The sequence below is a fragment of the Nocardia rosealba genome, assembly GCF_020216065.1.
GTDB lineage: Bacteria > Actinomycetota > Actinomycetes > Mycobacteriales > Mycobacteriaceae > Nocardia > Nocardia rosealba.
The window spans coordinates 211,652-237,656 of the sequence record NZ_JAIWNA010000007.1; the positions used below are offsets into that span (position 1 = coordinate 211,652).

The window sequence follows — 26,005 nt, forward strand, 5'->3', positions numbered from 1 at the left end:
TGTCAGCGATCCAGGACAGATGATGCGCGATGTCGGCACGGATATGTGGGGGGAGATTGCCGGCGATAAAGACCCGGAGTCGGATAACCGAGATGGGTTGGTCGACCTGATTGTCGTGCCGTTCCCAGAGGAACCGTCCGTTGGTCCGCGCATTCTGAACTTGGTTCGATTGCTGAGGATTCCGGTTTCGGAGTCGGTCACGACGCTGCCTGCTGTGTTCCGCAGAGCTCGTGATGGCGGTTTGGGCGGTTTGGTGCGGCGTGAGCTGCGGGCTTTGCTGCGAGGGACCGTAGTGCGGGGACGTACCAGGCTGAGTAGGAGTAGAGGCCTCAGAAGTTGTTGTGGTTCTGGGCGCTTCCGGTTGCACGGTCGCCTGGCTATCGGCGGGCAGAGTGGAGTTCGCGTCGCGTGACCCCGCTAGACCTCGAACGTCTCCGTTGTCGGCCACGTGCCGTGGCGTTCCCGGCTCCACGCCGCTCGGGCGGCCACCATCGGTGCCAGTGGTGTGTACGGCGTGGTTTCCAAGGTTGTCTTGTTGATCGTCAGATGCAGGTCCTCGGTGGTCGGAGGTGATGTTTCCATCGACTCGACCGTCACCCGGTACTCGATCGTCTCGGAGTCCTCCCGGATCTGATTGAGCGCCAACCGGTTCAGTGGCGGGTAGACCTGCTCGGCTTGGAGCGGCCTCTCCTCCTCGATTGCCGTGTCGTACATCTCCCCGATCGTTTCCAGCGCCAGGCTCGACTGCGCGATGACTACCCCGGTCGTCTTGTCCACTGCGTAGCTCGCCAGGCCGAGCCCCATTCCCTCCTCGATCTCCTTCGGGGTCAGGATCTGGCGACAGATCCACGCGTGACGGCTCTCGATTATCGTGAATTCCTGGGTCGAAAAGATCTGAGCCAGGTACGCCCGCAGTTGTTCCGTTGTTCGAAGTTGTGGCGGCTGCATCGGATGCTTCCTGCTGGTCGACCGGCATGACGGTGGAAGCCGAGGAGTGGGCAGCCAGGCTGATCGGTGGCGAATCGCGGAGCGGACGGACATCGGGACTGTGACCAGGATCCGGTAGATGATTCTGCGCGACCTGGCTGGGGGTCGGAGTTGTTGTGGCGGGGCGATTGGACCGCCCAGGTGAGGTGGGGGTGGTGGAGGACGGTGTCGTCGAGCTGTGGGTAGGCGGCGTTGAGACAGTCGGTTGGTTGGTCGCAGCACTCGGGGGCGTTGTGGTTCCGGGCTGAGTGGCCGGCGCCGTCGCGGGTGGGGGACTGGAAGTTGCCGTAGCTGTGGATGTTTCGGTGGATGCGGGTGCGGTGGTGGGATTAGCGGTCGGTGGCTGGGTGGTGCTGCCGACGGCTGTCGGTACCGAGGCGGGGACGGTAGTGGTCGGCGTTTGCTGGGGTGACGATTCGGGCGCTGTGCTCGGGGGTGAGGTGTTCGGATTCTGTTGCGCCACCGGCGGGACGGTTGTCTCGGATTCCGGAACGACGGTTGTCGGTGACTGTTGGGGCGGAAGGTCGAGGGTGGAGGTGTCAGTGGTGAGCGGTGTGGACTGAGCAGGTGCGTCCGGGACAGTGGTGGACGGCGGGTTCGACGGAGGGTTCGACGGAGGGGCGTCGTCGTTGGTAGGTGTGCCGTTGTCGGGCGTCGGATCGCCTGTCGGTTGCGCGGTCTCCGGGGCGGGTGTTGGTGGTGTATCGGCGGTGGGATTCGACTGAGGTTCTTCCGCCGTCGGGGGATTCGTAGACGGAGACGAATTATCGGTGATCCCTGGGTCATTGGTGTTCAGCCCGGCTGAGGGGACGTCCCCATCGGAAGGTATGGAGGCGCTGGAGTCCGGGTTGGTGGAGACTGGGGCCTCTGGCGCGGCGGTAGCGGCGGGATCGGTACTTGTGGCAGGTGCGGAAACACCGGTGTCGGCTGGTGCGGATGTCGCGGGTTCGCCGGTGGCGGCTGGGGCAGTCTGGGCGGGATCGCCGGCGGCGGGTGCCGATGTTGCCGGATCGCCGGCGGCTGCCGGGGCGTTGTTGTCGACTGGTGCCGACGTCGACGGGGAGCCGTTGTCGGGAGCGGACGTCGAGGGTTCGCCGGTGGCAGCGGGCGCGGTGGCGGCGGGAGCCTCGGTAGTCGAGGCGGGTGGGCTGGTGGCGGCGGGGGAGGTGGCGGCAGGGACACCGGTGCCGAGGTCGGGGACCGTGGGCGCCTGACCCGGCGAGGAACCCGATTCGAGGGCGGTCTGGACACCGCCGGCACCGGCACTGGTGAAGGTGTCGACACCGAGGTCGAGGTTGAATTCCTGGCCGAGGAAGGCGGCACCGACTCCGGCGGCCGCGGCTTGAGCAGAGATGTCGGCGCCCAGTTCGGTGACGGTGCCGCCGACGACCTTTCCGGCGAGTTTGCCCACGGTGGAGCCTGCGGTGTCGGCGAGAGCGCCTGTGCCGCCGCCTAATACACCACCGACCGCACCACCGACCGCCCCGCCGAAGGTGGCAAGACCGAGGTCGGTCCAGCCGAACTTGTCGGCGGTGCGGTCGCCGTTGGAGACCTGGATCAGGCGGGCTGCCAAATCGACGCCGCCCTCTTCCAGTGCTTCGAAAGCGGCGCCGCGCAAGGCGAGGCGGGCTGCGGCTTTGGCGGCACCTCGGGTGAGCATGCGGGCGATGAGTTGTTTGATCGCCATACGCACCGCGATCTGGCCCGCGACGCGCGCGGCGACACCGGCGACCGCACCCACACCCGTCCAGGATGTCGCCAGCGCCACGGATAGCTCGACCGCCGTGACGATCATCGTTCCGATGATCACCAACTTGGTGTGCTCGATATCGTTGGCACCGTCGTCGAGCAGCGTGGCTTGGGTTTCGCACCATTTGCGGACCGCCGTCATCGTCGCCTGATCTCCGGACAGCAGTTTGTCGCGGAAAGTGGCTATGGCGGTGTTGGTTTCACCTTCGGAGATCGCTGTCAGCGCGGCGTTCAGTGCCAGCGCGGCCGCGTCGTCGACGGTGTCGAGAGTGCCGGCCACCGCAGTCCACCCGTCGGCGACGCGGCGCATGGCGGTTTCGTCGCCATCGGGCCAGTCACCGGCGCCGAGGATGTACTTGGCGACCCATTGCAGTTCGTCGGGAATCTCGATGCCCATTACAGAGCGCCCTCGGCCTGGGCGATCTGCCCGGCGTGGCCGGTGTCCTGGTTCTGGAATGTGTCGGCGATGGTCACCATGTTGGTGCCCAGCTGCGTCATCACGGTGGCCAGACCGGTGATCGCCTGCTGTCCCGGCTCGACGCCGGGCGTGTAGTTCTTGGCGAACGCGGCGCCGATCTCGTCTCCACCCCAGCATTCGCCTTCGGCCGCGATCACCGCCGCCAGCTGCTGAGCCGCTGTGGTGATGGTCGACGCGACCGATGTGAAGGCCGGCTGGGTGTTGCGCAGGCCGTCGGGGTCGACGTTCAGCGAACTCATCGCAGGTAGTTGCGGTTGCGGAAGTAGCCGTCTTCGTCGTCTTCATCGTCGACGAGACCGCGCGGAGCCTCGGCGACCGGTTCCGGTTTCGGTGGCGCGGGCGGGGCGAGCTGGGCCATCAGTTCTTTCATGCTCGGTGCGCCGGGAACCAGGTCGGACAGGTCGGGCATGGCTGCCGAGATCGGGCTCAGTGCCTCTTCCTGGGTACGGGCGGTCTGTCGGCCGAGCTCGCCGAGGGCTTCGGTGACGGAGCGGCCGAGGGACTCAGGAGTGGACCGTTTGAAGGCGTCCGGTTCGATGTGCACTTCGGACACCCCGGCGATATTGCCCGAAGCGCGCACCAACCCGTCCTCGGACCACACGCTCACCAGTTCGGCCGCACGCGCCTGCATTCCGAGCAGCGCCGACTTCTCCGACGCGAACATCTCGAGCATCGAATCGATCTGCGCACGCAGGGCGTTGTTCTCCGCACGAGTCGGCGCCGACCAGTCGTCGTTCATGAAACCCTCGCTCCGATAGAAAGCACGTCGATTGGTTGGACGCACTCCCCGCGTCGCGGGTTGCATCTTGTGACGTAGCTCTCACGCGAAGTTTCTCAGCGGGCAGGCGAGCCGACGATGATGCTGCCGACGTTGCACTCCTCGAGTTCGTCGAGGCCGGTGGCGGTGGCGAAGGCGGAGGTGTCGGAGAAGCCCTGGGCGACGACGCCGAGGTTCATGGCGGTGGCCGAGAGGTAGACGGTCTGCATGAAGACGCCGACGTGCTTGAGGATGTTGGCGTAGGCGACCTGTTCGTAGCTCCACATCACCCGGCCCGCGCGGGCCGAAACCAACAGGACCACTTGGGGTTCCGCGCCACCGGCCAGGGTGGCCGAGGTGGACTTCACCAGTTTCTGGACGGCGGGGGAGTCGAAGGGGGCAACGTGGCGCAGGGCGTGGTCGACCGAATCGTAGTGGTACATCCCGCTTTCCAGGCCTGCCACATTGCGCACCACGGGGTAGACCTCGAGCTCGTAGGCACCGCCGCCGGAGGGGTAGGGGCGGGAGCCGTCCTCGCGGGTGCGGGCGCTGCGGAAGAGCAGCTCGCCCAGTTGGGCGGTGGTGACGGGGGCGCTGTCGTCGAAGGCGCGGGTGGAGACGCGGTCTTCGAGGGCGGCCGACAGGCTCGGGTCGCCGACGCGAAGCGCGACCAGATCGGGTTTGGGCAGGAAGATCGGGTCACCGGCGAAAGGCGCTCGGCGAGCGGGCAATTCGGGGAACTTGCCCTCGGCCCAGCGGGTCGGGCCGAAATCGTCCCAGGTGACCGTGCGGGCGCCGAGCGTGCTGCGCCGGTGGAACCACAGGTCGGGCGCGTTCCAGGAACGGGTGGTGAACTCGTGCTCCTCCTCGTCACCGTCGACGAGGAACCCGCACCACTGCAGGTCGGCCATGAACTGCGTCTTCACCGCGGCGGCCACCGGCGAATCGGCGGCCAGCGGCCCGTCGAGCAGGGCGAGCAGGCGCGGATCGTGGATGCGCAGATCGCACCACGAGCGTGGATGCTCGAGCACGAAACCCTGTGCGTCGCGGTGCAGCACGGCGAACTTCGACAGCGTGGCCGACCAGGTCGGCAGTGCGACCTCGGGCCGGGGCGCGGGCTGGGCGAACGGGCGGATGCTGTAGAGATCGCGGCCGCCGTCGCGCACGGTCACCGCGAGCCAGCCGCCGTCGGTGAGCTTGCGCATCAGGCCGGTGATGTCGTCACCAGCGGCCGCGGTCGCCATCTCGGCGGCCGTCGCCGGGCCCTGGTTGAGGGTTTTCAGTGCCTGCAGTGCCCCCGCGCCCAGACCGGTCAGCTTCTCGTTGCGCGGCGGATTGAGCAGCACCGCACCGGCCGGCGTGGTCAAACAGGTGACACCTGCGCGGAGGGCGAACCGAGTCTGGGCGGGATATGGGGAGGCAAGCACGGTGAATCCTCGAGTTGTGGGTGGAGCTTATTTCGCGGCGGCGGCGAACGCGGGTTCGAGCTTGTCGAGCATGTACGGCACCGACAGGGCGCTCGGCTGGTTGATCGCGCTGATCTCCTGCGTGGTCAGGAACACCACCGAACCCTTGCGGACCGACGGCAGTTCGGCGTAACCCGGCAGCTGGCGGTACTTCTCGTCGAGACCGGGGGAGTAGCCGGCCAGCAGCAGATCGGCGGTGAGCTCGTCGACGCGCTCCGGCGACAACGCCAGCCGGCCCTGGTTGGCGGGCTGCGCGGTGAGGTTCGCCGGAATCGACATGCCGAGCTGGGTGAACACCTTGGCCGAACCGTCGTTGGGGTCGGTGAGCACCATCAGCTGAGCGGGGCTGGCCAGCCAGGTGCTGGCGAAGGTCTTGCCCTTCAGGCCCGGGTTGGCGGTGGTGATGGCGGCGATCTTGTCATCGACCTTCTTGATCGTCGCGGTCGCGTCGGATTCCTTGTGCAGCACCTTGCCGAGGGCCGCGACCTGGTCCTGCCACGGCGTGACGGCGTCCTTGGTGAGCGCGGGGATGGTCGGCGCCACCTTCGACAGGTCGTCGTAGGTCTTCTGATCGGCGATGAACGGGTCGGCCAGGATCAGGTCGGGTTCCAGTGCGGCGACCTGCTCGGCGACGCTGCCCTGGGTGTTGAGGGCGGTCGCGGACTTCAGGCTGTCGGGCGTCCACGGCGGGGTGCTCTTGGACAGCGCGGAGACGTTGTCGATGTAGCCGACGGGCACCACGCCGAGCGCCAGCGTGGAATCGAGCCACTGATTGCCGAGGGCGACAATCTTTTTCGGCGTCCCGGTGACGGTGGTCTCGCCGCGGGCGTGGGTGATGGTCACCGCTTCGCCCGAGCCCGCCTCGTCCTCGGTGGAACCACAGGCGACGACGCCGAAGGCGAGCGCACCGGCGAGCGCGGCCACCGCGGCGCGCCGCCAGCCGCGTGAAGTCCGAACTGACGTCATGAGCGCATCCTCCATCGAGCAGGTTTAGGTCAGCCTAGGCTAACCTACGGCGAATCGGGAGGGTGCAAGCCCCGTCTACAGGGCGACGCGCTGGTCGGCGGGCATGAACAGCTTGTCGCCTTCCTTCACATCGAAGGTCGTGTAGAACTCGTTGATATTGCGTACCACCTGGTTGCAGCGGAATTCGTTGGGGGAGTGCGTGTCCTGCAGACCCTGCAGAGTCGCCTCGACGGTCTGCTTGTCGCGCCACTGCCGCGCCCACGACAGGAACACCGAGCGGAAATCGGGCGTCTCGCCGGACCGCTGCGCCACCTTCTTGTACGCCTCCAACGCGATCTGCAGGCCGCGCAGGTCGGCCAGGTTCTCGCCGACGGTCAGCGCGCCGTTCACGTGCTGACCCTCCGGGGCGCCCTCGGGGACGAGCACGTCGTACTGCGCGATGATCTGCTGGGTCTTGGCGTCGAACGCCGCGCGGTCCTCCGGCTGCCACCAGTCGCGTCGGTTGCCGTCACCGTCGTACTTGGAACCTTGATCGTCGAAACCGTGACCGATCTCGTGGCTGATCGTCGAGCCGACGGCGCCGTAGTTCACCGCGTCGGTGGCGTCCTTGTCGAAGAACGGCGGCTGCAGATAGGCGGCGGGGAACACGATCTGGTTGGTGGTCGCGCTGTAGTAGGCGTTCACCGTCTGTGGCGACATGCCCCACTCCGAGCGGTCGACCTCGGTGCCGAGGCGGGCGAAGGCGCGCTTGGACTCGAAAGCGTTGATCGCGAGCAGGGATTCGATCAGCTTGCCGCGCTTGATCTGCACCGAGGAGTAGTCGACCCACTTGTCGGGGTAGCCGATCTGGGCGACGATCTTGTCCAGCTTGGCGATCGAGGCCTGCCGGGTGGCCTGCGACATCCAGGTGGAGTTGGTGAAGTTGTCGCGCCACGCGGCGGTGACATCGGCGACCATCTCCTTGGCGCGTTCCTTCGCCGAGGGCGGAAAGTGCTTGTCCACGTACAGCTTTCCGAGCGGCTCGCCCAAATTGTCGTCGACCACGCCCACCGCGGAGCGCCACATCTCCGGCTTCTCCTCCAGCCCGGCCATCACCCGTCCCACGAATTCGAAGCGCGCGTCGGCGATCGCCTTGGGCAGGAACCGCGCGTAGGTGTCGGCGACGTGCAGTTTGAGGTAGTCGCGCCACAGAGCGATGTCGACCTCGCTCCACAGCTGCGCGGCCGCGGTGACGAATGACGGCTGCCCGACGACCATCTTGTCGAACAGCGACTTGGGTCGGTCGGTCATGCCCGAAAGCCAGGGGTCCCAGTCGAACTGCGGTCCCAGCTTGGTGAGCTCGTCCCAGCTCATCAGGTTGTAAGTGGCGTCGGTGTCGCGCAGCCGCACACTGTCCCAGTGCGCCGCCGCGATGCGCTTCTCCAGGTCGAGCACGCGCTGGGCCACCCCGGCCGGGTCGGGCAGGCCGATGCCCTGCGCCAGTTTCTCCAGGTACACCTGGTAGCCCGCCAGCTGCTCGGCGAACTCCGGCTTGCGGTAGTACTGCTCGCCGAGCATCAGGCCCGACTGGCCGACGCTGGGGATGTAAGCCTTGGAGTTCTTCCGGTCGATGCCGATGCCCATCCCGATCAGGCCGGCGATCGGTGCGATCGCCATCTCCTTGGCCAGCTCCGGCTTGCCCGGGGCTTTGTCGATCGCGGCGAACAACCCGGCAAGCGGCGTGATGCCGAGGCGCTCGATCTCGTCGAGATCCAGGCGCGCGTCGTAGAGATCCTTGATCTGCTGCGCCTCCGAACCCGGCTCGGGATCGGAGATGGATTCGATGATCGCGCGCAGCTGATCGAGGGTCCGGTCGTTGGCGTCGGTGATCGCGCCGACCGAGGCCTTGTCCGGCGGCAGCTGGTAGTCGCGCAGCCAGGCGCCGTTGACGTGGCGGTACAGGTCGTCCTGCGGGCGAATCGCCGGATCGCCCCCGCTCAGATCCACACCGTTCAACTGCGCCGCGGGCGCATCGGACGAGCACGATGCCAGGGCGACGGCCACCGGCACCAACCCCAGGGCGGCCAGGAATGCGCGGCGGTCGACAACCGACGGACGGCCGGACTGTGTCACAGGACTTCCTTCCCCGATGCGGCAACCGCACCCATGCTCGTTGCGATCCAGCTCGCACAGGCTACCGGCGCGGCTGCCGTCTCGGGGGCTGCGGCGATCAGGAAGAGCTGCCCGCGCTGCCGGTCACCAGGTCACAGGCCAAACCGCTGCCCGCGTTGATGATTCGCATGACCGTCGGTACGCGCTTGGAGACCAGCGGCATGCCGGTGGCGTGCAGCAACGCCGTCAACTGCACTTCGACCTCGGATTCCACGTGGTAGAACGCGGTGGCCTTGGCGACCGTGACACCACCGACGGTGACCTCGAGGTCGACGGTGTCGCTGGCGAAGAACTTGCCGTTGGCCACGAAGTCGACCTGGGCGCCGACGTAGTCGTCGAGGCCGACGACGTCGATCTTGGAGGTGCAGCCGACCGTGAGGGTGTCGGTGAGCATGTCGATGACGGGCCCGGCGGCGGCCTGCGGCGCGAGCACCGTGAGGACGGCGGCGAAGGCTGTGGAGGCAAGGGTGAGTTTCATGGTGGCTCCTCGTCGGCTCGTCCCCGCGACGAGCAGGGGGACCGTAACAACGGGGCACACACGCGCACGGCAGTTTGAAACATATTCGCTTCAAATTGGCCGACGACCCCCGATTTGGGTCGACCTGCGGGTTCGCCTACACTAGACCGGTTGCCTGCGGGAGCTCTGCCCTCGCAATCCGGCCGTGAACCCCCAGTGGTGGACAAAACCGCTGGCAGGCGCGCGTCTGGTGGGTAACTGACCATGTGCGTCGGGTCGGCAATCCGGCGTACGTATACATCCAGGTCCAGGAGGTGCTGAAGTGATTCAGCAGGAGTCGCGACTGCGCGTCGCCGACAACACCGGGGCGAAGGAAATCCTTTGCATCCGCGTGCTCGGTGGCTCGTCGCGTCGCTATGCCGGTATCGGTGACATCATCGTCGCCACCGTCAAGGACGCCATCCCCGGCGCGAACGTCAAGAAGGGCGACGTCGTCAAGGCTGTCGTCGTGCGCACCGTCAAGGAGCGCCGCCGTCCGGACGGTTCCTACATCAAGTTCGACGAGAACGCCGCTGTGCTGATCAAGGCGGACAACGATCCGCGCGGCACCCGCATCTTCGGCCCCGTCGGCCGTGAGCTGCGCGACAAGCGTTTCATGAAGATCGTTTCGCTGGCCCCGGAGGTGCTCTGACATGAAGGTGCACAAGGGTGACACCGTGCTCGTCATCTCGGGCAAGGACAAGGGCGCCAAGGGCAAGGTCATCCAGGCCTACCCGGCGACCGGCAAGGTTCTCGTCGAAGGCGTGAACCGCATCAAGAAGCACGTCGCGGATTCCGCCAACCAGCGTGGCGCCTCCTCGGGTGGCATCGTGACCCAGGAAGCCCCCATCCAGGTTTCCAACGTGATGGTCGTCGACTCCGACGGAAACCCGACTCGCGTCGGCTACCGCACCGACGAAACCACCGGCAAGCGGGTTCGGATCTCCCGTAAGAACGGGAAGGACATCTGACATGACCACCTCTGAGCAGACTCAGCCCCGGCTGAAGGCGCGCTACCGCGCCGAGATCAAGGACGCGCTGAACAGCGAGTTCGAGTACGCCAACGTGATGCAGATCCCCGGCGTGGTCAAGGTCGTCGTCAACATGGGTGTCGGCGACGCCGCCCGTGACGCGAAGCTGATCAACGGTGCCGTCAAGGACCTCGAGCTGATCACCGGCCAGAAGCCGGAGATCCGCAAGGCCACCAAGTCGATCGCGCAGTTCAAGCTCCGTGAGGGCATGCCGATCGGCGCCAAGGTCACCCTTCGTGGCGACCGCATGTGGGAGTTCCTGGACCGCCTGGTCTCCATCGCGCTGCCCCGTATCCGCGACTTCCGCGGCCTGTCGCCGAAGCAGTTCGACGGCAACGGCAACTACACGTTCGGCCTGAGCGAGCAGTCGATGTTCCACGAGATCGACGTGGACTCCATCGACCGCCCGCGCGGTATGGACATCACCGTGGTGACCACGGCGACCAACAACGAAGAAGGCCGCGCGCTGCTGAAGCACCTCGGCTTCCCGTTCAAGGAGAACTGAGCACATGGCTAAGAAAGCACTGCGCATCAAGGCGGAGGCCAAGCCGAAGTTCGCCGTCCGCGCCTACACCCGCTGCCAGCGTTGCGGCCGCCCCCACGCGGTCTACCGCAAGTTCGGCCTGTGCCGCGTGTGCCTGCGCGAAATGGCCCACCGCGGTGAGCTCCCGGGCGTGCACAAGAGCTCCTGGTGACCCCGCGCTCCTCGTGAGCGCAGCCACCAAGGCGAATACCGAACGAAGGCACGGACTTCCACCGAAGTCCGTGCCTTCGCGCGTTTCGGGCGCTGCTCAGAGCACCAGATCCCGCCACGGAATGGTGATCGGGAACGGGAAGCCGATGGTGATCTCGGTGGAATCGCCCGGCGACCATGCGCCGACCAAGATGTAGTTGGCCTTGTGCAGCGGTGATACGCCCGCAGGCAAGGGCCCGGTACCGGATTCCAGGCCGGACGCCTGCACGTAGGCGATTTCACTGCGCCGCGGATGCAGGGTGACTTCCCAGTACCAGGGGATGCCCGCGGCCGCGTATTTGGCCTTCTTGGCTTCCATTTCGGCGGCAGTGTTCGATGGGGAGAGGACCTCGCCGACCAGCAGCGCGTCGTCCGCGCGGACGTGGGCGTAAGGCTCGTCCAGGCATCGGTGGACCATGAAATCCGGTGTCACGAAGTCGGATTTGCCCTCCCGGCCGAAGAAGACGTTGGTCTCGGTGCGAACCTGCCAGCACTCGTCGGGTCTGCTGTCCATCGCGCACTTGGCGTCGCGCCGAAGAGCGCTCCACAACAGGTTGCTCGCTTCCTGATGCTCGCCTGGTCCACGTCGCGTCCAGACCACACGACCGTCCCACAGTTCGATGCGCGAGGCGATTTCCTCGGGCTGCTGCTCGAGTTCCTCCCACGTCATATATTCGGGCAGCTTCGGGCGCCGGTCGTGCGCGTTCGTCATGGCGCAATGATAGGTACGGGTCAGGGGAAGGGGGAGTGGTCGACGCCGCAGCGCATTTCCTCGGGTGGTAGTTGGCCGGTGAACAGGTAGTCGCGTTTGGCTTGTTCGGCGCAGGTGCTGGGGACGTACATGCTGCTGTGGCCGGCGCCTTCGATCACCAGGACTCGTGCGGTGGACAGTTGGGCAGCGCCGGCGTAGGCGCCGTGCAAGGGGGTCGCCGGGTCGTAACGGCTGTTCATGACCAGGATGGGGGCGGCGGTCTGCCGGTTCCATGGGCCGGTGTAGCGGTCGGCGTCGCGGGCGGGCCAGAAGGCGCAGGGCATGGCGTTGAAGACGGCGGTGCGGCCGAAGTAGGGGTTGTGTAGGTCTTCGACGGCGGCGACGCGACTGTAGGCCGCGGGTTCGGTCGGGACCATGCTGTCGGCGCACTGGATGGCGTAGAACGCCTCGGCTCGGTTGGCGGGGTAGGCGGGGTCGAACAGCGAGTCGGGCACGAGGGCGGGGGCGCTGGTCGCAGCGTCGAACAGCTGCTGCAGCAAGTTCGCCAGATCGGCGTAGGTGTCGGGGCGCGACAGGCTGCCCGCGGCGGTCACCACCTGGGAGAACGTCCATGGTGTTCCGTCGAGCAGGATGGGGGCGTGGCGGGCCCGTTCGGCCAGCGCGAGCCACTTCAGCTTCGGATCGCCGGCCGAGAACGCGCAGCGCGGGCCCGCCGCCGAGCATTCGCGCAGGAACGCGTCGAAGGTCTCGGCGATGCCGACCGCGACACCCTGCCTGGTGTCGAGGGGAAGGTGGGTGCCCTCCGCGCCGTGCCCGTCGGCATTGCCCTCGAAGTCGAGTGAACCGTCGAACACCATCGCGCGCACCCGGCGCGGAAACATGTTCGCGTAGACCGCGCCGACCTGTGTGCCGTAGGAGATGCCGTGATACGTCAGCGCGTTGTCGCCGACCGCGCGACGCAGCAGGTCCAGGTCACGGGCGGTGTTGGCGGTGGAGGCGTGACTCAGGATCGGGCCTGCCGCCTGACCGCAGCGGGCGGCGAGATCGGCCGAACGCGCGAAGAATTCCGCTTCCTGACTCGCGTCGGTGGGCGTCCCGGGGAAGGTGCCGAAGTATTCGGCCTGTTCCTCGGCAGTGGCGAAGCAGCGCACGCCCGCACTGCGTGAGACCCCGCGCGGGTCCCACGACACCAGGTCGAAGCGCGCGCGAAGCTCCTCGGAGAACAGCCACGGCCAGCGTGCCCGTTCCCGTAACCGGTCGACGCCCGAGGGCCCCGGACCACCGAAGTTCACGAACAAAGTGCCGAGGCGCTTGCTCGGATCGCTCGCGGGAAGCCGGATGGTGGCCAGTTCGAGCTGCGCACCCGCCGGCTCGTTGTAATCCATGGGTACGCGCGCCAACGCGCACTGGAAACCGTCGTCGCAGTCCGACCAGCTCAACTCGGGAGTGGCCGCGGATTCGGCGAGCCGGTCGACATAGGCATCGGCGGCGCGAGCGGGGGAGGGGAACGCGAATGTGCCGACACCGAGCAGAACAGCCAGCGCGTAGAAGCCGCCTCGGCGAGTTCCACGGCGCACCGAGCGCGAAAACACCTGCCGAGCCTCCTGCGCAGATCCGACGAACTCCGTGAAGCTACCACACCCCTCACCTGGGGAAATCGGTTGTCGCCGAACCTGTTTCGATACCACATCGTGTAGTGCGGTCGATTCACAAAAGTCACACAGAATTCATCGGGAATTACCGGGTTACCTGTGTATTACCGGAACCTGATAATCCTGTGTCTTCTCCGAGAATGTGATCCGAGCAATGGCCCGCAATTCCACTTGTCGCTACCGTCGGGGTTGTCACGACAGCGGGAAGGGTCAAAGTCGATCCCCGATTCGATTCGATGCGAAGGATGTGGGATTGTGACTGCGACCACAGTAAAAAGTGCACGTGACCTGGACAACCGTCAGCCGCTGCGGGGTATCCCGGCAGGTGCGATGACAATGGTGGCGTTTCTTTCGATATTGGCGGGATTTATCGGCGCGGCAGCCTATACACATTCCGCCGGATACTTCGTGACATTCATGACCGGAAATACCGAACGCGCGCTCCTCGGCTGGTTCGACGGCGACTATCTGCTGGCCATCGGCGCGATATCGCTGCTGTTCGCCTTCGGTCTCGGCGTCTTCGTGGCCTCACTGCTGCGACGGCGGCTGTGGCGCAACGGCCACTACGGCGCCTCGGTGGTGACCACGGTCGCGCTGGCCGCCGCGGTGGTGGTCGACTACGTGGTCAGCCGAACCGGCGGGCAGGAACTGGGTTTCGTCCCGATCATGTTCGTCGCGTTCGCGGTCGGCGCGCTCAACACCGCCTTTGTCAAGAGCGGTGAGGTCAGCGTCCCGCTCAGCTATGTCACCGGAACGGTTGTGAAACTTGGCCAGGGCATCGAGAGTCACGTCAGCGGCGGCAGCGTGCGGGATTGGCTCGGGTACGGCCTGCAGTACGCGGCCTTCGCGACGGGCGCGCTGCTGGGCGGCGTGATGAGCATGCTGGTCGGCGGCGAGATGATGCTGATCGTGGCCACCGGGGTCTCGGCTTCGGCGATTCTGGCCACCTCCCGCGCGAACCAGCCCGCGTCCTGAACCCCGGATTTTGTCCTGACCACGGCGTTGCCTACACTAGAGCGGTTGCCTGGGCAGATCTGTGTCCGCTCCACGCTCGACGTGGGCGGATCGTGCCGGGCGCCGAGCGCTCGTGAAGAGTACTCATCCGGTCGGTAAGTGCCGCCCGGACCAGCCGAATTGTTGTAGGCCCACGGTCGCCTCGCGAAAGCGGGGAGATGCTGCATGGGAACCGCAGCGAGAAAGGTGTCGAGGTCTAACCATGACCATGACTGATCCGATCGCAGACTTCTTGACGCGTCTGCGCAACGCCAACTCGGCGTACCACGATCAGGTGAAGGCTCCGCACTCCAAGCTCAAGGCGAACATCGCCGAGATCCTGAAGCGCGAGGGTTACATCGCCGATTACCGCACCGAAGACGCGCCGGTGGGCAAGGCCCTCGTCGTCGATCTGAAGTACGGCCCGAGCCGTGAGCGCAGCCTGCAGGGCCTGCGTCGCGTCTCGAAGCCGGGTCTGCGTGTGTACGCGAAGTCCACCAACCTGCCCAAGGTCCTCGGCGGCCTCGGCGTGGCGATCATCTCCACGTCGACCGGCCTGCTCACCGACCGGCAAGCGGCCAAGCAGGGCGTCGGGGGCGAAGTCCTCGCCTACGTCTGGTAAGGGAGGTCTGGACTAATGTCGCGTATTGGTAAAAACCCCATCGCAATCCCGGCCGGTGTCGACGTCAGCATCGACGGTCAGGTCGTCACGGTGAAGGGTCCCAAGGGCACCCTGTCGCACACCGTTGCCGAGCCGATCACCGTCAGCAAAGACGAAGCCAACCAGCTCGTGGTCGCCCGTCCCAACGACGAGCGCGCCAACCGTTCGCTGCACGGCCTGAGCCGCACCCTGATCGCCAACATGATCGAGGGTGTCACCAAGGGCTACGAGAAGAAGATGGAAATCTTCGGCGTCGGTTACCGCGTTCAGGCCAAGGGTTCGAACCTCGAGTTCGCCCTCGGCTACAGCCACCCGGTGCCGATCGAGGCCCCGGAAGGCATCACCTTCGCGGTGGAATCGCCCACCAAGTTCTCGGTTTCCGGGATCGACAAGCAGAAGGTCGGCCAGATCTCCGCTGTGATCCACGGACTGCGTAAGCCCGACCCGTACAAGGGCAAGGGCATCCGCTACGCCGGCGAGGTCGTTCGCCGCAAGGTCGGAAAGACGGGTAAGTGATCATGGCGCAAACTGCTAACCAGAAGGCCAAGCGGATTCCGCTCGGCAAGGACGCATCGACGAAGCGTCGTCTGTCGAAGACCCGCCGTCACTTCCGTCTGCGTAAGAAGGTCGTCGGCACCACCGAGCGTCCCCGCTTGGTCGTCAACCGTTCCTCGCGGCACCTGCACGCTCAGCTCGTCGACGATTCGGTCGGCAAGACCATCGCCGCCGCGTCCTCGATCGAGGCCGATGTGCGTGCGCTGGAGGGCGACAAGTCCGCCAAGGGCGCCAAGGTCGGTCAGCTGATCGCCGAGCGCGCCAAGGCTGCCGGTATCGAGTCGGTCGTGTTCGACCGTGGTGGTCACGACTACCACGGCCGCATCGCGGCGCTGGCCGATGCCGCTCGTGAAGGTGGGCTGAAGTTCTGATGACTGAATTTTCGAACGGAAGGAACGTCTGATGCCGGGACGTCAGCGGCGTGACGGCGGCAACGGACCCGCCGGACAGAACAACAACAACCCCAGCGGTGGCCCCGAGGGCAACCGTCGCGGTGGCGGCGATCGTCGCGGTGGCGGCGACCGTCGGGACAACGCGGCCGAGAAGAACCAGCTCGAGCGCGTAGTCGCGATCAACCGCGTCTCCAAGGTCGTGAAGGGTGGTCGTCGCTTCAGCTTCACCGCCCTCGTGATCGTCGGTGACGGCAACGGTCTGGTCGGCGTCGGCTACGGCAAGGCCAAGGAAGTTCCCGCGGCCATCCAGAAGGGTGTCGAGGAGGCTCGCAAGAGCTTCTTCCGCGTCCCGATGATCGGCTCGACCATCACCCACCCGGTTCAGGGTGAGGCGGCGGCCGGTGTGGTCATGCTGCGTCCGGCTTCGCCCGGTACCGGTGTGATCGCCGGTGGTGCGGCGCGTGCCGTGCTCGAATGCGCTGGCATTCACGACATTCTGGCCAAGTCGCTCGGTAGCGACAATGCGATCAACGTCGTTCACGCGACGGTTGCCGCGCTCAAGATGCTCCAGCGTCCCGAAGAGGTTGCCGCGCGTCGCGGTCTGCCGATCGAGGACGTCGCTCCGGCGGGCATGCTGCGTGCGCGTGCGGGACAGGGAGCCTGACATGGCAGATCTCAAGGTGACCCAGATCAAGAGCACGATCGGTGCCAAGGCGAACCAGCGCGCGAGCCTGCGTACCCTCGGCCTGCGGAAGATCCGCCAGTCGGTGGTTCGTGAGGACAACGCTCAGAACCGCGGTCTGATCAATGTCGTGCGCCACCTCGTAACAGTTGAGGAGGTCTGACATGACCATCAAATTGCACCACCTGCGTCCTGCGCCGGGTTCCAAGACCGAGAAGACCCGTGTGGGTCGCGGTGAGGGTTCCAAGGGCAAGACCGCCGGTCGTGGTACCAAGGGCACCAAGGCCCGCAAGAACGTCCCCGCGGCGTTCGAGGGTGGCCAGATGCCGCTGCACATGCGCCTGCCGAAGCTGAAGGGCTTCACCAACCGCTTCCGCGTGGAGTACCAGGTTGTGAACGTGGGCCGCATCGCGGAGCTGTTCCCCGAAGGCGGCACGGTCGGTAAGGCCGAGCTCGTCGCGGCCGGCGCCGTTCGCAAGAACGAGCTGGTGAAGGTCCTCGGTGACGGCGACATCTCCGTCGCCGTGCAGGTGACCGCCGACAAGGTGACCGGCTCCGCCAAGGAGAAGATCACCGCCGCCGGTGGCACCGTCACCGAACTGGCCTGACGGTACTGTAGTCACAGCGACACCGGACGAGTCGAGTACTCGTCCGGTGTCACTGTAGAGTCTCAACAAGTGTTGTCTGCCAAGCTCGTCATCGGCTGACGTCTCCACCACGACGCCGTGTTGGTTCAGTCGCATGGCATGACCATGTCGTTCGCCAGGAGGATCTGTGCTTTCCGCCTTCGTATCGGCCTTCCGGACTCCGGACTTACGGCGGAAGATTCTCTTCACGCTGGGGTTGATCGTGCTGTACCGGTTGGGTGCCGCGCTGCCGTCCCCCGGCGTCAACTATCAGAACGTCCAGGAATGCGTGAAGCTGGTTTCCGGTGGCGAATCCGCCGGTATCTACCAGCTCATCAATCTGTTCTCCGGTGGTGCGCTACTGCAGCTTTCGGTGTTCGCGATCGGCATCATGCCGTACATCACCGCGAGCATCATCATCCAGCTGCTGACCGTGGTCATCCCGCGCTTCGAGGAGTTGCGCAAGGAAGGCCAAGCAGGCCAGACCAAGATGACGCAGTACACCCGCTACCTCTCGATCGCCCTGGCGATCCTGCAGGCCACGGGTCTCGTCGCGCTCGCCGCTCGCGGTCAGCTGCTGCAGGGCTGCCAGGAAGACATCCTCGAGGACACCGGCATCTTCGGCATGATCGTCATCGTGCTGGTGATGACCGCCGGTGCGGCCCTGGTGATGTGGTTCGGCGAGCAGATCACCGAGCGCGGTGTCGGTAACGGCATGTCGCTGCTGATCTTCGCCGGTATCGCCGCGCGTATCCCGCTCGACGGCAAGGCCATCCTCGATACCCGTGGCGCCATGATCTTCAGCCTCGTGTGTGTCGGTGTGCTGCTGATCATCGTCGCGGTGGTCTTCGTCGAACAGGGTCAGCGCCGGATCCCGGTGCAGTACGCCAAGCGGGTCGTCGGCCGCAAGATGTACGGCGGCTCCTCGACCTATCTGCCGCTGAAGGTCAACCAGGCCGGTGTTATCCCGGTGATCTTCGCGTCCTCACTGCTCTACCTGCCCAACCTGATTTCGCAGCTCACCTCGTCGAGCACCGCGACGGACCCGAGCTGGTGGCAGGAGATCATCCAGAAGTATCTGGTCGATCCGACCAACCCGGTCTACATCGCCGTCTACTTCGGTTTGATCGTGTTCTTCACCTACTTCTACGTCGCGATCACCTTCAACCCGGAGGAACGCGCGGACGAGATGAAGAAGTTCGGTGGCTTCATTCCGGGCTACCGCCCCGGTAAGCCGACCGCCGACTACCTCAATTATGTTCTGAGCCGCATCACCCTGCCCGGCTCGATCTACCTCGGCGCGGTCACCGTCCTGCCGAGTATCGCCCTCGGCAGCGGCAGCACGGGCCAGTCGGCGAACATGTCCTTCGGCGGTGCCGCGGTGCTCATCATGGTCAGCGTGGGTCTCGACACGGTCAAGCAGATCGAGAGCCAGCTGATGAATCGAAATTACGAAGGGTTCCTCAAGTGAGAGTTGTTCTGCTCGGTCCGCCTGGTGCCGGCAAAGGTACTCAGGCCGTCCTGCTGTCGGAAAAGCTGGGCGTTCCGCACATCTCCACCGGAGACCTCTTCCGCGCGAACATCAGCCAGCAGACCGCCCTCGGTCGCGAGGCGCAGAAGTACATGGACGCCGGTGACCTGGTCCCCAGCGACGTCACCAACCGCATGGTCGAAGCCCGCGTCGCCGAACCGGACGCCGCGAACGGTTTCGTCCTCGACGGTTACCCGCGCACGGTCGACCAGGCCGACGCGCTGAAGAAGATCCTCGAGCATCACGGCACCGCGCTCGACGCCGTGCTGTGCTTCGTGGTCGCCGAGGACACCGTGGTCGAGCGCATGCTCGCCCGTGGCCGCGCCGACGACACCGAGGACGTCATCCGCAACCGGCTGCGGGTCTACCGCGAGGAGACCGAGCCGCTGCTCGAGTACTACGACGGTCTGGTCGTGACCGTCGACGGTCTCGGCGAGGTCGACGACGTCAACGCGCGAGCGCTGAAGGCTCTCGGCCAGTAATGGCATTCGGTCGGAAGAAGAAGGTCGTGCCGTTCCGCACGGCGGGCGAGCTCGACGCCATGGCGGCGGCGGGCGCGATCGTCGGGCGGGCGCTGGTCGCCGTGCGCGATGCCGCCAAGCCCGGGGTGTCGACGCTCGAGCTCGACGAGGTCGCCGAGCAGGTGATCCGGGAGGCGGGCGCGGTTCCGTCGTTCAAGGGTTACCACGGTTTCCCCGGCTCGATCTGTTCTTCGGTCAACGACCGTGTGGTGCACGGGATCCCCTCGGCGAGTGAGATCCTCACCGAGGGCGATCTGGTGTCGATCGACTGCGGCGCCATTCTCGACGGCTGGCACGGTGATTCCGCCTGGACCTTCGGCGTCGGCAACATCATCGAAGCCGATCGTCTGCTCAGCGAGGCGACCAAGTGGTCGATGGAGGCGGGTATCGGCGCGATGGTGCCCGGCAACCGGCTCACCGATGTGTCGCACGCGATCGAGCTCGGCACCCGTGCCGCCGAAGAGGTGCACGGCCGCAAATACGGCATCGTCGACGGCTACGGTGGCCACGCCATCGGCCGCGAGATGCACATGGACCCCTTCCTCCCGAACGAGGGCGCCCCGGGCAAGGGCCCGCGCCTGGTCGTCGGATCGGTCCTGGCCATCGAGCCGATGCTCACCCTCGGCACCACCGAAACCAAAACCCTCGACGACGACTGGACCGTGGTCACCACCGACGGTTCCCGCGCCGCTCACTGGGAACACAGCGTCGCCGTCACCGAGGACGGCCCACGCATCCTCACCCTGCGCCCGGAGTGACTTCGGGAAAGTCTTTCGCGACTTTTCGGTGAAGTAATGTTTCGAATCCGGCTCCGTGCCGGGGGGATCCTGTATCTCTGAGTAATGAGATCTGGGATCGCGCTGATCGCCGTCGTCGCCACCTGTGCGACGGCGGCGTCGCTCGTCGGTTGCGGTGAGCCGCCCGCCGAGTCGCGCTACACGGGATCGGGCAATACCTACGGTTCGGCGAGTGCCGGTTTCGAGACCTGCATGGTGACCGATGCGGGCGGGGTGGACGACAAGTCGTTCAACGAATCCGGCTGGAACGGGGTGAAGGCGGCGATCGACGCCAACCCCGGGGTCTACGGTTCCTACCGGCAGTCGAACAGTTCCGCCGATTACGAACCCAACCTGCGGGCCTCGGCCGATGACGACTGCGATCTGGTGATCGGGGTCGGCGGCCTGATGGCCGAGGCGGTGGCGCAGGTGGCGGGGGAGTACCCGGATCAGCGGTTCGCCATCGTCGACGCGCACGTGGAGTTGGACAACGTCTATTCGATGGAGTTCAACGCCGCCCAATCCTCTTATCTCGCAGGCTATCTCGCGGCGGGCATGACCAAGACCGGACGTGTCGCGACCTGGGGCGGCATGCAGATCCCCGCTGTGACGATCTTCATGGACGGTTTCGCGGCGGGCGTGGCCAGGTACAACCAGGTTCACGGAACGAGTACCGAGGTGCTCGGCTGGAATGTAGCCGAGCAGAACGGTTCGTTCACCGGCAATTTCGACGACACCAGCGCCGGTCGCTCGCTGACCGAGAATTTCATCGCCCAGGGCGCCGACGTCATTCACCCGGTGGCCGGTCCCGTCGGTATGGGCGGTGCGTCGGCGGTGCAGGATTCGCCTGGGGTGAGCATGATCTGGGTCGATTCCGACGGGTACGAAGCCGTGCCGGAATACAAGGACATCATGTTGTCGTCGTCGATGAAGGACATTTCCGCCGCGGTGCGCGTCGCGATCGACAACGCTTTCGCCGAGGGCCCGAAAGACGGCCGGTATGTCGGCACGCTCGGCAACGGTGGGGTGGGCCTGGCGCCGTTCCATGATTTCGACGGTGCCGTACCCGAGCGGCTGAAACAGGAGCTCACGGCCCTGCGCACCGAGATCGTCGAAGGCCGGATCGTGATCGACTCACCCGCCGCCCCCAAGCTCTGAGGACAACGACATGCGACTCGAAGTACGGGGACTGACAAAGGCTTTCGGCGATTTCCTGGCCGACGAGAATGTCGATCTGGTGGTGGAACCCGGCCAGGTGCACGCGATTCTCGGTGAGAACGGCGCGGGTAAATCCACCCTGATGAATATGCTCTACGGCATTCTCGAACCAACCAGCGGCGAGATCCTCATCGACGGCGAACCTGTGCGGTTCCGTTCGCCCAGCGACGCGATCGCCGCCGGAATCGGCATGGTGCATCAGCATTTCAAGCTGGTCGGCCCGTTCAGTGTGGCCGACAACGTGCAGCTGGGTCGCGAACACGCCAAGCGCGGGATTCTTGACCGGGCGGCGGCACGCGACGCGGTGCGCGCGGTGTCGGATCGCTACGGTCTCGCGCTCGATCCGGATGCCATCTGCGAGGACCTGCCGGTGGGTGTGCAGCAGCGGGTGGAGATCGTCAAGGCGCTCTCCGGCGACACCGACCTGCTGATCCTCGACGAACCGACCGCCGTGCTCACCCCACCGGAAGTAGCGGAACTACTCGGCATCATCCGCAATCTCACCGCCGCTGGCATGTCGGTGATCTTCATCAGCCACAAGCTCAAAGAGGTGAAGGCCATCGCCGACACCATCACGGTGCTGCGGCGGGGCAAGGTAGTGGCCCAGGCCTCGCCCGAGGACAGCGAGGCCGAGCTGGCGGCGGCGATGGTCGGGCGGTCGGTGATCCTGACCGTCGAGCGCACGCCCGCCGATCCAGGTGAGGTCGCCTTGGCGGTGAAGGATCTGACGGTGCTCGGCGAGCGGGGCACGGCGGTGCTCGACGGGCTGAACCTCACGGTGCGCGCCGGTGAGATCGTCGGGTTGGCCGGGGTGGAGGGCAACGGCCAGACCGAACTCGCCAGGGCCGTGCTCGGCACCGTCCGCCCGGACGGCGGGACGGTCGAGCTGGGTGGGGTGCCGGTGACCTCGTGGGATCCGTACCGGCGAATCGTCGCCGGGCTCGGCTACATCCCGGAGGACCGTGGCCGCGACGGACTGGCGGCCGACTTCACCGTGGCCGAGAACCTCGTGCTCAACCAGTACCGCGACGCACCGCTGTCGCATCGCGGCGTGCTCGACGGCGACGCTGTCCGCACGCTGGCCGACAAGGCTATCGCCGACTTCGACATCCGCACCCGTGGGCCCGGCGAACCGGTGTCCGCCCTGTCGGGTGGTAATCAGCAGAAAGTGGTGATCGCCCGCGAATTCTCCCGTCCCCGTGCGGTTCTCGTCGCCGCACAGCCCACCCGAGGGGTAGACGTCGGCGCTATCGAGTTCATCCACAGCAGGCTCGTCGCCGAACGCGACTCGGGGACCGGAGTGCTGCTCATCTCCGCCGAACTGGACGAGATCCTCGCCCTGTCCGACCGGATCGCGGTGATCCACAACGGGCAGATCGTCGGTGAGGTCGGGCCGGACACCCCGCGCGAGATCATCGGTCAGCTGATGGCAGGCCACCGCCCCACCGAATCCGCCACCCCGAGCTGAACTGGCGCCGACATCCTCGAGGATTCCCATGCCGAGTACGACCACCGCGCCGGAGACCGAATCGCCCCGGCCCGAAAGACCGGGTTTCGGCCGCACCTTTACCCGGTATCTGACCGAAGCCAACAGCGTGATGGTGACCATCTATTCACTGCTGCTCGCCTTCGCGATCGGCGCGCTGCTCATCATCGTTTCCGATCCGTCGGTGCGCCGGGCCTGGGGCTACTTTCTCAACCGGCCAACCGATGCGCTGAGTTTCTCCTGGCAGGCGGTGAGCACGGCCTATCGTGACCTGTTCGAGGGCGCCATCCTCGACATCGGCCGCCTGCAGGAGTTCTTCGACGGCACAGCCACCCTCGCCCAGGTGCTGCGCCCGATCTCGGAGACGCTCACCTACGCCACCCCGCTGATCTTCACCGGGCTCGCCGTGGGGCTGGCGTTCCGGGCCGGACTGTTCAATATCGGTGGGCACGGGCAGTTCATCTTCGGCATGCTCGGTGCGTTGATCGTCGGGTTCGCGATCGATCTGCCGCCGCTGCTGCACGTGCCACTCGCGCTGGCCGCCGGTGCGCTCGCGGGCGGGCTCTTCGGTGCGATTCCCGGTGTGCTGAAGGCGAAAACCGGTGCACACGAGGTGATCTCGTCGATCATGCTGAACAATATCGCCACCTACTTCCTGCTCTGGGCGCTGAGCACCACCTTCATCCACTCGCTGACCTCGCAGGAGCTGGTGTCCAAACCGGCCGACATCTCGGCCCGGCTGCCTCGGCTCCTCGGCTGGGCGGGATCGGGGCTGCGGGTGAGTGCCGGGCTGCTGATCGCGTTGGCGCTGGCGGCGGGGATCTGGTGGCTGCTGCGCAAGTCGACCTTCGGGTACCGGATCCGCGCGGTCGGGGCGAATCCGCACGCGGCGCAAACGGCGGGCATCGACATGGGTCGTACGTTCATCACCACGATGGGGGTGTCGGGTGCGCTCGCCGGGATCGGTGGTGGGGCGCTCGTACTCGGGTTGAACCCGTACACGGTGAACCCCGGAACGGTTGCCGAGTTCGGCTTCGACGGGATCACTGTCGCATTGCTCGGGCGGGCGCATCCGGGTGGGATCGTCGCGGCGGCGCTGCTGTTCGGTGCGTTGAAGTCGGGCACGCTGCACATGCAGCCCGCCATCCCGGTCGAGATGTCGACGCTGTTGCAGGCGGTGATCGTGCTGTTCATCGCCGCGCCCGCCCTGGTGAAAACCCTGCTGCACCTGCGCACTCCGCGCGGTGGGCTCAACACGCTGGAAGCGAGGGGCTGGTGAGTACCGCTGTCGCCGAATCGAAACCGGTCGTCGTGACCGAGACCGTGCGTCACCCGGTGGGTGGGGCAGTGCTCGTCGTACTCGGGGCGGTGCTCGCCGTCGCGGCGTTGCTGTGGATGCCCGATGGGCGGGCCACCACGTTCCGTCTGGATCAGACCGTCGAAAGCAGCTGGACCGTCGGCACTTTCGGCATCGTTGTGACGCTTGCGGTGCTCACCGTGCTGCTCGGAGTGCTGTTGCTCGCGCGGGCGGTGAGTGCGCGCACGCACGGGGTGATCGTCGGGGTGGCGGCGACCGCGCTGGTGATCGCGGTGCTGTCCTGGGTGGTGACGCCCGGCGTCGGGTTCCCGGTGGAGTTCGTGCTGGCCACCACGCTGTTCCTGGCCTTGCCGTTCATCTTCGGTGCCCTGTCCGGGGTGGTGTGTGAGCGGTCCGGTGTCATCAACCTCGGCATCGAGGGACAGTTCCTGGCGGGCGCCTTCACCGCGGTGCTGTTCGCCTCCATCACCGGCAACCCCTATGTCGGCATACTCGCGGCGGTGCTCAGCGGCATGATATCCACGCTGCTGCTGGCCTGGCTGGCCACCCGTTTCGAGGTGAATCAGCTGGTCACCGGTGTGATCCTGAACCTGCTCGCGCTCGGCCTCACCGGGTTCCTTTTCGAGCGGCTGATGCGCATGGACCATTCGCTCAACCAGCCGAGCACGGTGCCGCGCATCGGTGGATTCCTGCACGACATCGGCCTCGGTTTCCTCACCGACCTCCCGATCCTCGGACCGGTCCTGTTCGACCAGAATCTCTTCGTCTATGTGGCGCTGGCCTGCGTGTTCGGGCTGTCCTACCTGCTGTTCCACACCAGGTGGGGGCTGCGGACCCGTGCCGTCGGGGAGCACCCGGCGGCCGCCGACGCCGCCGGTATCGACGTGAACCGGCTGCGATTCTGGAACGTCACCTGTGCGGGTGCGCTGTCAGGTTTCGGTGGCGCCTTCTTCACCATCGCCAACAATGTGGCCTTCAGCAAGAACATGACCGCGGCCCTCGGTTTCGTCGCGCTCGCGGTGATGATCGTCGGGCGCTGGAACCCCGTCGGTGCCCTCCTGGCCGCCCTGCTCTTCGGCTTCTCCAGCGCGCTGCAACGGTTCCTCAACACCATGCCCGGCAACCCGATCCCCACCGAATTCCTCGGCATGCTGCCTTACGTGGTGACTCTCGTCGTGGTCGCCGGATTCATCGGAAAAGCCGTGGCACCCGCCGCAGACGGCATCCCGTACCGGCCTGGCGACAATTAGTTCAGCCTTCGAGCAGGACGGTGACCGGGCCGTCGTTGGTCAGGTCTATGTGCATGTGGGCGCCGAATTTTCCGGTGGCCACGGTGGCCCCCAGGTCGCGCAGGGTGTCGGCGAAGGTGTCCACCAGGGGTTCGGCGACCGGGCCCGGAGCGGCCGCGTTCCAGGAGGGGCGGCGGCCCTTTGCGGTGTTGGCGTAGAGGGTGAACTGGCTGACGACGAGAATCGGCGCGTTCAGGTCGGCGGCCGATCGCTCGCCGTCGAGGATCCGCAGGCGGAAAGTCTTGTCCGCCAGTGCTTTCGCGATGTCCTCGGTGTCGGTGTGGGTGACGCCGACCAGCGCGAGCAGGCCGTGCGGCGCACCCGTCGTGGCCGGGTCGATCCGGCCGACGACCTGATCGTCGACTGTTACCTGGGCGGTGGTCACACGTTGCAGCAGTACTCGCACAGTAATCGATCATGCCGGGTGACCCGGATCGACGGTAATCGGGGTGCAATCAATTGTTGCGAGCAATTCGGCAATTTCGAAAGCTTTGTCCGGCTGCGGTTTACAATTCCCGCCGTCAACCGATACTTTTACCGGTATGACGGAAGATCAAGTGCAGCAACGTAAGAATCTATTCATGGGGGGAATTGCAGCACTGGCAGGCTTCGGCGTGTTCATTCTGATGTTCTCGGCGTTCGATATGGAGCCGAGCGGCTTCACCAGCGCGATCACCACGGGCCTGCTGGTGACGGCGGCAGCCTGCTTCGGCAGCGCGGCCCGGATCAAGCGAGACGCGAACCGCAATTCCTGAGCACACAAAAGCCGCTGCCCTCGA

At 66.0% G+C, this 26,005-nt stretch carries 30 protein-coding genes and 1 pseudogene; 20 read left to right on the forward strand and 11 right to left on the reverse strand.

Annotation, left to right across the window (positions count from 1 at the left end; genetic code table 11):
- Nucleotides 1-417 precede the first annotated feature (417 nt).
- Entirely contained in the window at nucleotides 418-948 is a 531-nt protein-coding gene (locus tag LDL21_RS24070) for a hypothetical protein (RefSeq protein ID WP_225281862.1), read from the reverse strand.
- A 959-nt stretch (nucleotides 949-1,907) separates the two neighbouring features.
- Between LDL21_RS24070 and LDL21_RS24075 the strand changes: the two genes are divergently transcribed.
- Complete coding sequence (locus LDL21_RS24075) at nucleotides 1,908-2,201, forward strand: hypothetical protein (RefSeq protein ID WP_225281936.1); 294 nt, start codon at nucleotides 1,908-1,910, stop codon at nucleotides 2,199-2,201.
- A gap of 482 nt (nucleotides 2,202-2,683) precedes the next feature.
- Here LDL21_RS24075 and LDL21_RS30260 read toward each other — a convergent pair.
- From LDL21_RS30260 to LDL21_RS24105, 7 genes and pseudogenes are all read right to left on the reverse strand, one after another.
- A pseudogene (locus LDL21_RS30260) lies at nucleotides 2,684-3,133 on the reverse strand (WXG100-like domain-containing protein); the annotation flags it as partial.
- On the reverse strand, nucleotides 3,133-3,453 hold the full coding sequence (locus LDL21_RS24080; RefSeq protein ID WP_067641115.1) for a WXG100 family type VII secretion target: 321 nt from the start codon (nucleotides 3,451-3,453) through the stop codon (nucleotides 3,133-3,135). The gene LDL21_RS24080 and the pseudogene LDL21_RS30260, both read right to left, overlap by 1 nt.
- A complete protein-coding gene (locus LDL21_RS24085) occupies nucleotides 3,450-3,953 on the reverse strand; it encodes a YbaB/EbfC family nucleoid-associated protein (RefSeq protein ID WP_225281863.1) in 504 nt (167 codons plus the stop codon). The genes LDL21_RS24080 and LDL21_RS24085 overlap by 4 nt, the downstream gene beginning before the upstream one ends.
- Nucleotides 3,954-4,048: 95 nt before the next feature.
- A complete protein-coding gene (locus tag LDL21_RS24090; protein WP_225281864.1) occupies nucleotides 4,049-5,398 on the reverse strand; it encodes a SagB family peptide dehydrogenase in 1,350 nt (449 codons plus the stop codon).
- A gap of 27 nt (nucleotides 5,399-5,425) precedes the next feature.
- The gene (locus LDL21_RS24095; RefSeq protein WP_225281865.1) at nucleotides 5,426-6,403 is read right to left on the reverse strand and encodes an ABC transporter substrate-binding protein; all 978 of its coding nucleotides are present in this window, start codon (nucleotides 6,401-6,403) and stop codon (nucleotides 5,426-5,428) included.
- Between the two features lie 75 nt (nucleotides 6,404-6,478).
- Nucleotides 6,479-8,515, reverse strand: a complete 2,037-nt coding sequence (locus LDL21_RS24100) for a M13 family metallopeptidase (protein WP_225281866.1) — start codon at nucleotides 8,513-8,515, stop codon at nucleotides 6,479-6,481.
- 97 nt (nucleotides 8,516-8,612) lie between these two features.
- Nucleotides 8,613-9,032, reverse strand: a complete 420-nt coding sequence (locus tag LDL21_RS24105; protein WP_225281867.1) for a hypothetical protein — start codon at nucleotides 9,030-9,032, stop codon at nucleotides 8,613-8,615.
- A gap of 301 nt (nucleotides 9,033-9,333) precedes the next feature.
- On the opposite strand from LDL21_RS24105, the gene rplN reads away from it, so the two are divergent.
- The 4 genes from rplN to LDL21_RS24125 are packed head-to-tail and all read left to right on the forward strand — an operon-like array spanning nucleotide 9,334 to nucleotide 10,776.
- Nucleotides 9,334-9,702 (forward strand): 50S ribosomal protein L14, encoded by a 369-nt coding sequence (gene rplN, locus LDL21_RS24110; RefSeq protein ID WP_019045060.1) that lies wholly within the window; start codon nucleotides 9,334-9,336, stop codon nucleotides 9,700-9,702.
- A gap of 1 nt (nucleotide 9,703) precedes the next feature.
- Nucleotides 9,704-10,021 carry a 50S ribosomal protein L24 gene (gene rplX / locus LDL21_RS24115; RefSeq protein WP_067491085.1) on the forward strand — a complete coding sequence of 106 codons (318 nt, stop codon included), beginning with the start codon at nucleotides 9,704-9,706 and terminating at the stop codon, nucleotides 10,019-10,021.
- 1 nt (nucleotide 10,022) lies between these two features.
- Entirely contained in the window at nucleotides 10,023-10,586 is a 564-nt protein-coding gene (gene rplE, locus LDL21_RS24120) for a 50S ribosomal protein L5 (protein WP_067491083.1), read from the forward strand.
- Nucleotides 10,587-10,590: 4 nt separating this feature from the next.
- Nucleotides 10,591-10,776, forward strand: a complete 186-nt coding sequence (locus LDL21_RS24125) for a type Z 30S ribosomal protein S14 (RefSeq protein WP_040731429.1) — start codon at nucleotides 10,591-10,593, stop codon at nucleotides 10,774-10,776.
- Nucleotides 10,777-10,872: 96 nt separating this feature from the next.
- Here the strand turns inward: LDL21_RS24125 and LDL21_RS24130 are convergent, their stop codons facing one another.
- Both LDL21_RS24130 and LDL21_RS24135 read right to left on the reverse strand, forming a co-directional pair.
- Complete coding sequence (locus tag LDL21_RS24130) at nucleotides 10,873-11,526, reverse strand: Uma2 family endonuclease (protein WP_225281868.1); 654 nt, start codon at nucleotides 11,524-11,526, stop codon at nucleotides 10,873-10,875.
- A 20-nt stretch (nucleotides 11,527-11,546) separates the two neighbouring features.
- Entirely contained in the window at nucleotides 11,547-13,118 is a 1,572-nt protein-coding gene (locus tag LDL21_RS24135; protein ID WP_225281869.1) for an alpha/beta hydrolase, read from the reverse strand.
- A gap of 390 nt (nucleotides 13,119-13,508) precedes the next feature.
- On the opposite strand from LDL21_RS24135, the gene LDL21_RS24140 reads away from it, so the two are divergent.
- The 14 genes from LDL21_RS24140 (at nucleotide 13,509) to LDL21_RS24205 (ending at nucleotide 25,187) form a co-directional block, all read left to right on the forward strand.
- Nucleotides 13,509-14,153 (forward strand): YoaK family protein, encoded by a 645-nt coding sequence (locus tag LDL21_RS24140; RefSeq protein ID WP_308017166.1) that lies wholly within the window; start codon nucleotides 13,509-13,511, stop codon nucleotides 14,151-14,153.
- 241 nt (nucleotides 14,154-14,394) lie between these two features.
- Nucleotides 14,395-14,793, forward strand: coding sequence for a 30S ribosomal protein S8 (gene rpsH, locus LDL21_RS24145; RefSeq protein ID WP_067491077.1), 399 nt, complete (start codon nucleotides 14,395-14,397; stop codon nucleotides 14,791-14,793).
- 15 nt (nucleotides 14,794-14,808) lie between these two features.
- The gene (rplF, locus tag LDL21_RS24150; RefSeq protein ID WP_067491075.1) at nucleotides 14,809-15,348 is read left to right on the forward strand and encodes a 50S ribosomal protein L6; all 540 of its coding nucleotides are present in this window, start codon (nucleotides 14,809-14,811) and stop codon (nucleotides 15,346-15,348) included.
- Nucleotides 15,349-15,350: 2 nt separating this feature from the next.
- Nucleotides 15,351-15,758 (forward strand): 50S ribosomal protein L18, encoded by a 408-nt coding sequence (gene rplR / locus LDL21_RS24155; RefSeq protein WP_067491072.1) that lies wholly within the window; start codon nucleotides 15,351-15,353, stop codon nucleotides 15,756-15,758.
- A 31-nt stretch (nucleotides 15,759-15,789) separates the two neighbouring features.
- Nucleotides 15,790-16,443, forward strand: coding sequence for a 30S ribosomal protein S5 (gene rpsE / locus LDL21_RS24160; RefSeq protein WP_067491070.1), 654 nt, complete (start codon nucleotides 15,790-15,792; stop codon nucleotides 16,441-16,443).
- Nucleotide 16,444: 1 nt separating this feature from the next.
- Nucleotides 16,445-16,624, forward strand: coding sequence for a 50S ribosomal protein L30 (gene rpmD, locus LDL21_RS24165; RefSeq protein WP_067491217.1), 180 nt, complete (start codon nucleotides 16,445-16,447; stop codon nucleotides 16,622-16,624).
- A 1-nt stretch (nucleotide 16,625) separates the two neighbouring features.
- Nucleotides 16,626-17,069, forward strand: a complete 444-nt coding sequence (rplO, locus tag LDL21_RS24170) for a 50S ribosomal protein L15 (protein WP_067491068.1) — start codon at nucleotides 16,626-16,628, stop codon at nucleotides 17,067-17,069.
- 166 nt (nucleotides 17,070-17,235) lie between these two features.
- The gene (secY, locus tag LDL21_RS24175) at nucleotides 17,236-18,558 is read left to right on the forward strand and encodes a preprotein translocase subunit SecY (RefSeq protein ID WP_067491066.1); all 1,323 of its coding nucleotides are present in this window, start codon (nucleotides 17,236-17,238) and stop codon (nucleotides 18,556-18,558) included.
- On the forward strand, nucleotides 18,555-19,100 hold the full coding sequence (locus tag LDL21_RS24180) for an adenylate kinase (RefSeq protein ID WP_067491064.1): 546 nt from the start codon (nucleotides 18,555-18,557) through the stop codon (nucleotides 19,098-19,100). Before secY ends, LDL21_RS24180 begins: the two co-directional genes overlap by 4 nt.
- Entirely contained in the window at nucleotides 19,100-19,897 is a 798-nt protein-coding gene (map, locus tag LDL21_RS24185; protein WP_225281870.1) for a type I methionyl aminopeptidase, read from the forward strand. Before LDL21_RS24180 ends, map begins: the two co-directional genes overlap by 1 nt.
- Nucleotides 19,898-19,981: 84 nt before the next feature.
- Complete coding sequence (locus LDL21_RS24190; protein WP_225281871.1) at nucleotides 19,982-21,073, forward strand: BMP family lipoprotein; 1,092 nt, start codon at nucleotides 19,982-19,984, stop codon at nucleotides 21,071-21,073.
- Nucleotides 21,074-21,083: 10 nt separating this feature from the next.
- Nucleotides 21,084-22,601 (forward strand): ABC transporter ATP-binding protein, encoded by a 1,518-nt coding sequence (locus LDL21_RS24195; RefSeq protein WP_225281872.1) that lies wholly within the window; start codon nucleotides 21,084-21,086, stop codon nucleotides 22,599-22,601.
- 28 nt (nucleotides 22,602-22,629) lie between these two features.
- Nucleotides 22,630-23,898, forward strand: coding sequence for an ABC transporter permease (locus LDL21_RS24200; protein WP_225281873.1), 1,269 nt, complete (start codon nucleotides 22,630-22,632; stop codon nucleotides 23,896-23,898).
- Entirely contained in the window at nucleotides 23,895-25,187 is a 1,293-nt protein-coding gene (locus LDL21_RS24205; RefSeq protein WP_225281874.1) for an ABC transporter permease, read from the forward strand. The genes LDL21_RS24200 and LDL21_RS24205 overlap by 4 nt, the downstream gene beginning before the upstream one ends.
- 1 nt (nucleotide 25,188) lies before the next feature.
- Here the strand turns inward: LDL21_RS24205 and dtd are convergent, their stop codons facing one another.
- On the reverse strand, nucleotides 25,189-25,632 hold the full coding sequence (dtd, locus tag LDL21_RS24210; protein ID WP_225281875.1) for a D-aminoacyl-tRNA deacylase: 444 nt from the start codon (nucleotides 25,630-25,632) through the stop codon (nucleotides 25,189-25,191).
- 136 nt (nucleotides 25,633-25,768) lie between these two features.
- On the opposite strand from dtd, the gene LDL21_RS24215 reads away from it, so the two are divergent.
- Nucleotides 25,769-25,981, forward strand: coding sequence for a hypothetical protein (locus LDL21_RS24215; RefSeq protein ID WP_225281876.1), 213 nt, complete (start codon nucleotides 25,769-25,771; stop codon nucleotides 25,979-25,981).
- The last annotated feature ends 24 nt before the right edge of the window (nucleotides 25,982-26,005 follow it).

Excerpts from the sequence above, each read along its gene's own strand:
- LDL21_RS24105 (WP_225281867.1), bottom strand. The coding sequence starts at position 9,032 with ATGAAACTCACCCTTGCCTCCACAGCCTTCGCCGCCGTCCTCACGGTG.
- rplX (WP_067491085.1), top strand. The coding sequence starts at position 9,704 with ATGAAGGTGCACAAGGGTGACACCGTGCTCGTCATCTCGGGCAAGGAC.
- rpsH (WP_067491077.1), top strand. The coding sequence starts at position 14,395 with ATGACCATGACTGATCCGATCGCAGACTTCTTGACGCGTCTGCGCAAC.
- LDL21_RS24195 (WP_225281872.1), top strand. The coding sequence starts at position 21,084 with ATGCGACTCGAAGTACGGGGACTGACAAAGGCTTTCGGCGATTTCCTG.
- rpsE (WP_067491070.1), top strand. The coding sequence starts at position 15,790 with ATGCCGGGACGTCAGCGGCGTGACGGCGGCAACGGACCCGCCGGACAG.
- LDL21_RS24215 (WP_225281876.1), top strand. The coding sequence starts at position 25,769 with ATGACGGAAGATCAAGTGCAGCAACGTAAGAATCTATTCATGGGGGGA.
- rplO (WP_067491068.1), top strand. The coding sequence starts at position 16,626 with ATGACCATCAAATTGCACCACCTGCGTCCTGCGCCGGGTTCCAAGACC.
- LDL21_RS24130 (WP_225281868.1), bottom strand. The coding sequence starts at position 11,526 with ATGACGAACGCGCACGACCGGCGCCCGAAGCTGCCCGAATATATGACG.
- LDL21_RS24140 (WP_308017166.1), top strand. The coding sequence starts at position 13,509 with ATGACAATGGTGGCGTTTCTTTCGATATTGGCGGGATTTATCGGCGCG.
- rplF (WP_067491075.1), top strand. The coding sequence starts at position 14,809 with ATGTCGCGTATTGGTAAAAACCCCATCGCAATCCCGGCCGGTGTCGAC.
- LDL21_RS24190 (WP_225281871.1), top strand. The coding sequence starts at position 19,982 with ATGAGATCTGGGATCGCGCTGATCGCCGTCGTCGCCACCTGTGCGACG.
- LDL21_RS24200 (WP_225281873.1), top strand. The coding sequence starts at position 22,630 with ATGCCGAGTACGACCACCGCGCCGGAGACCGAATCGCCCCGGCCCGAA.
- LDL21_RS24125 (WP_040731429.1), top strand. The coding sequence starts at position 10,591 with ATGGCTAAGAAAGCACTGCGCATCAAGGCGGAGGCCAAGCCGAAGTTC.
- rpmD (WP_067491217.1), top strand. The coding sequence starts at position 16,445 with ATGGCAGATCTCAAGGTGACCCAGATCAAGAGCACGATCGGTGCCAAG.
- LDL21_RS24080 (WP_067641115.1), bottom strand. The coding sequence starts at position 3,453 with ATGAGTTCGCTGAACGTCGACCCCGACGGCCTGCGCAACACCCAGCCG.
- map (WP_225281870.1), top strand. The coding sequence starts at position 19,100 with ATGGCATTCGGTCGGAAGAAGAAGGTCGTGCCGTTCCGCACGGCGGGC.
- rplR (WP_067491072.1), top strand. The coding sequence starts at position 15,351 with ATGGCGCAAACTGCTAACCAGAAGGCCAAGCGGATTCCGCTCGGCAAG.
- LDL21_RS24095 (WP_225281865.1), bottom strand. The coding sequence starts at position 6,403 with ATGACGTCAGTTCGGACTTCACGCGGCTGGCGGCGCGCCGCGGTGGCC.
- LDL21_RS24085 (WP_225281863.1), bottom strand. The coding sequence starts at position 3,953 with ATGAACGACGACTGGTCGGCGCCGACTCGTGCGGAGAACAACGCCCTG.
- LDL21_RS24070 (WP_225281862.1), bottom strand. The coding sequence starts at position 948 with ATGCAGCCGCCACAACTTCGAACAACGGAACAACTGCGGGCGTACCTG.
- rplE (WP_067491083.1), top strand. The coding sequence starts at position 10,023 with ATGACCACCTCTGAGCAGACTCAGCCCCGGCTGAAGGCGCGCTACCGC.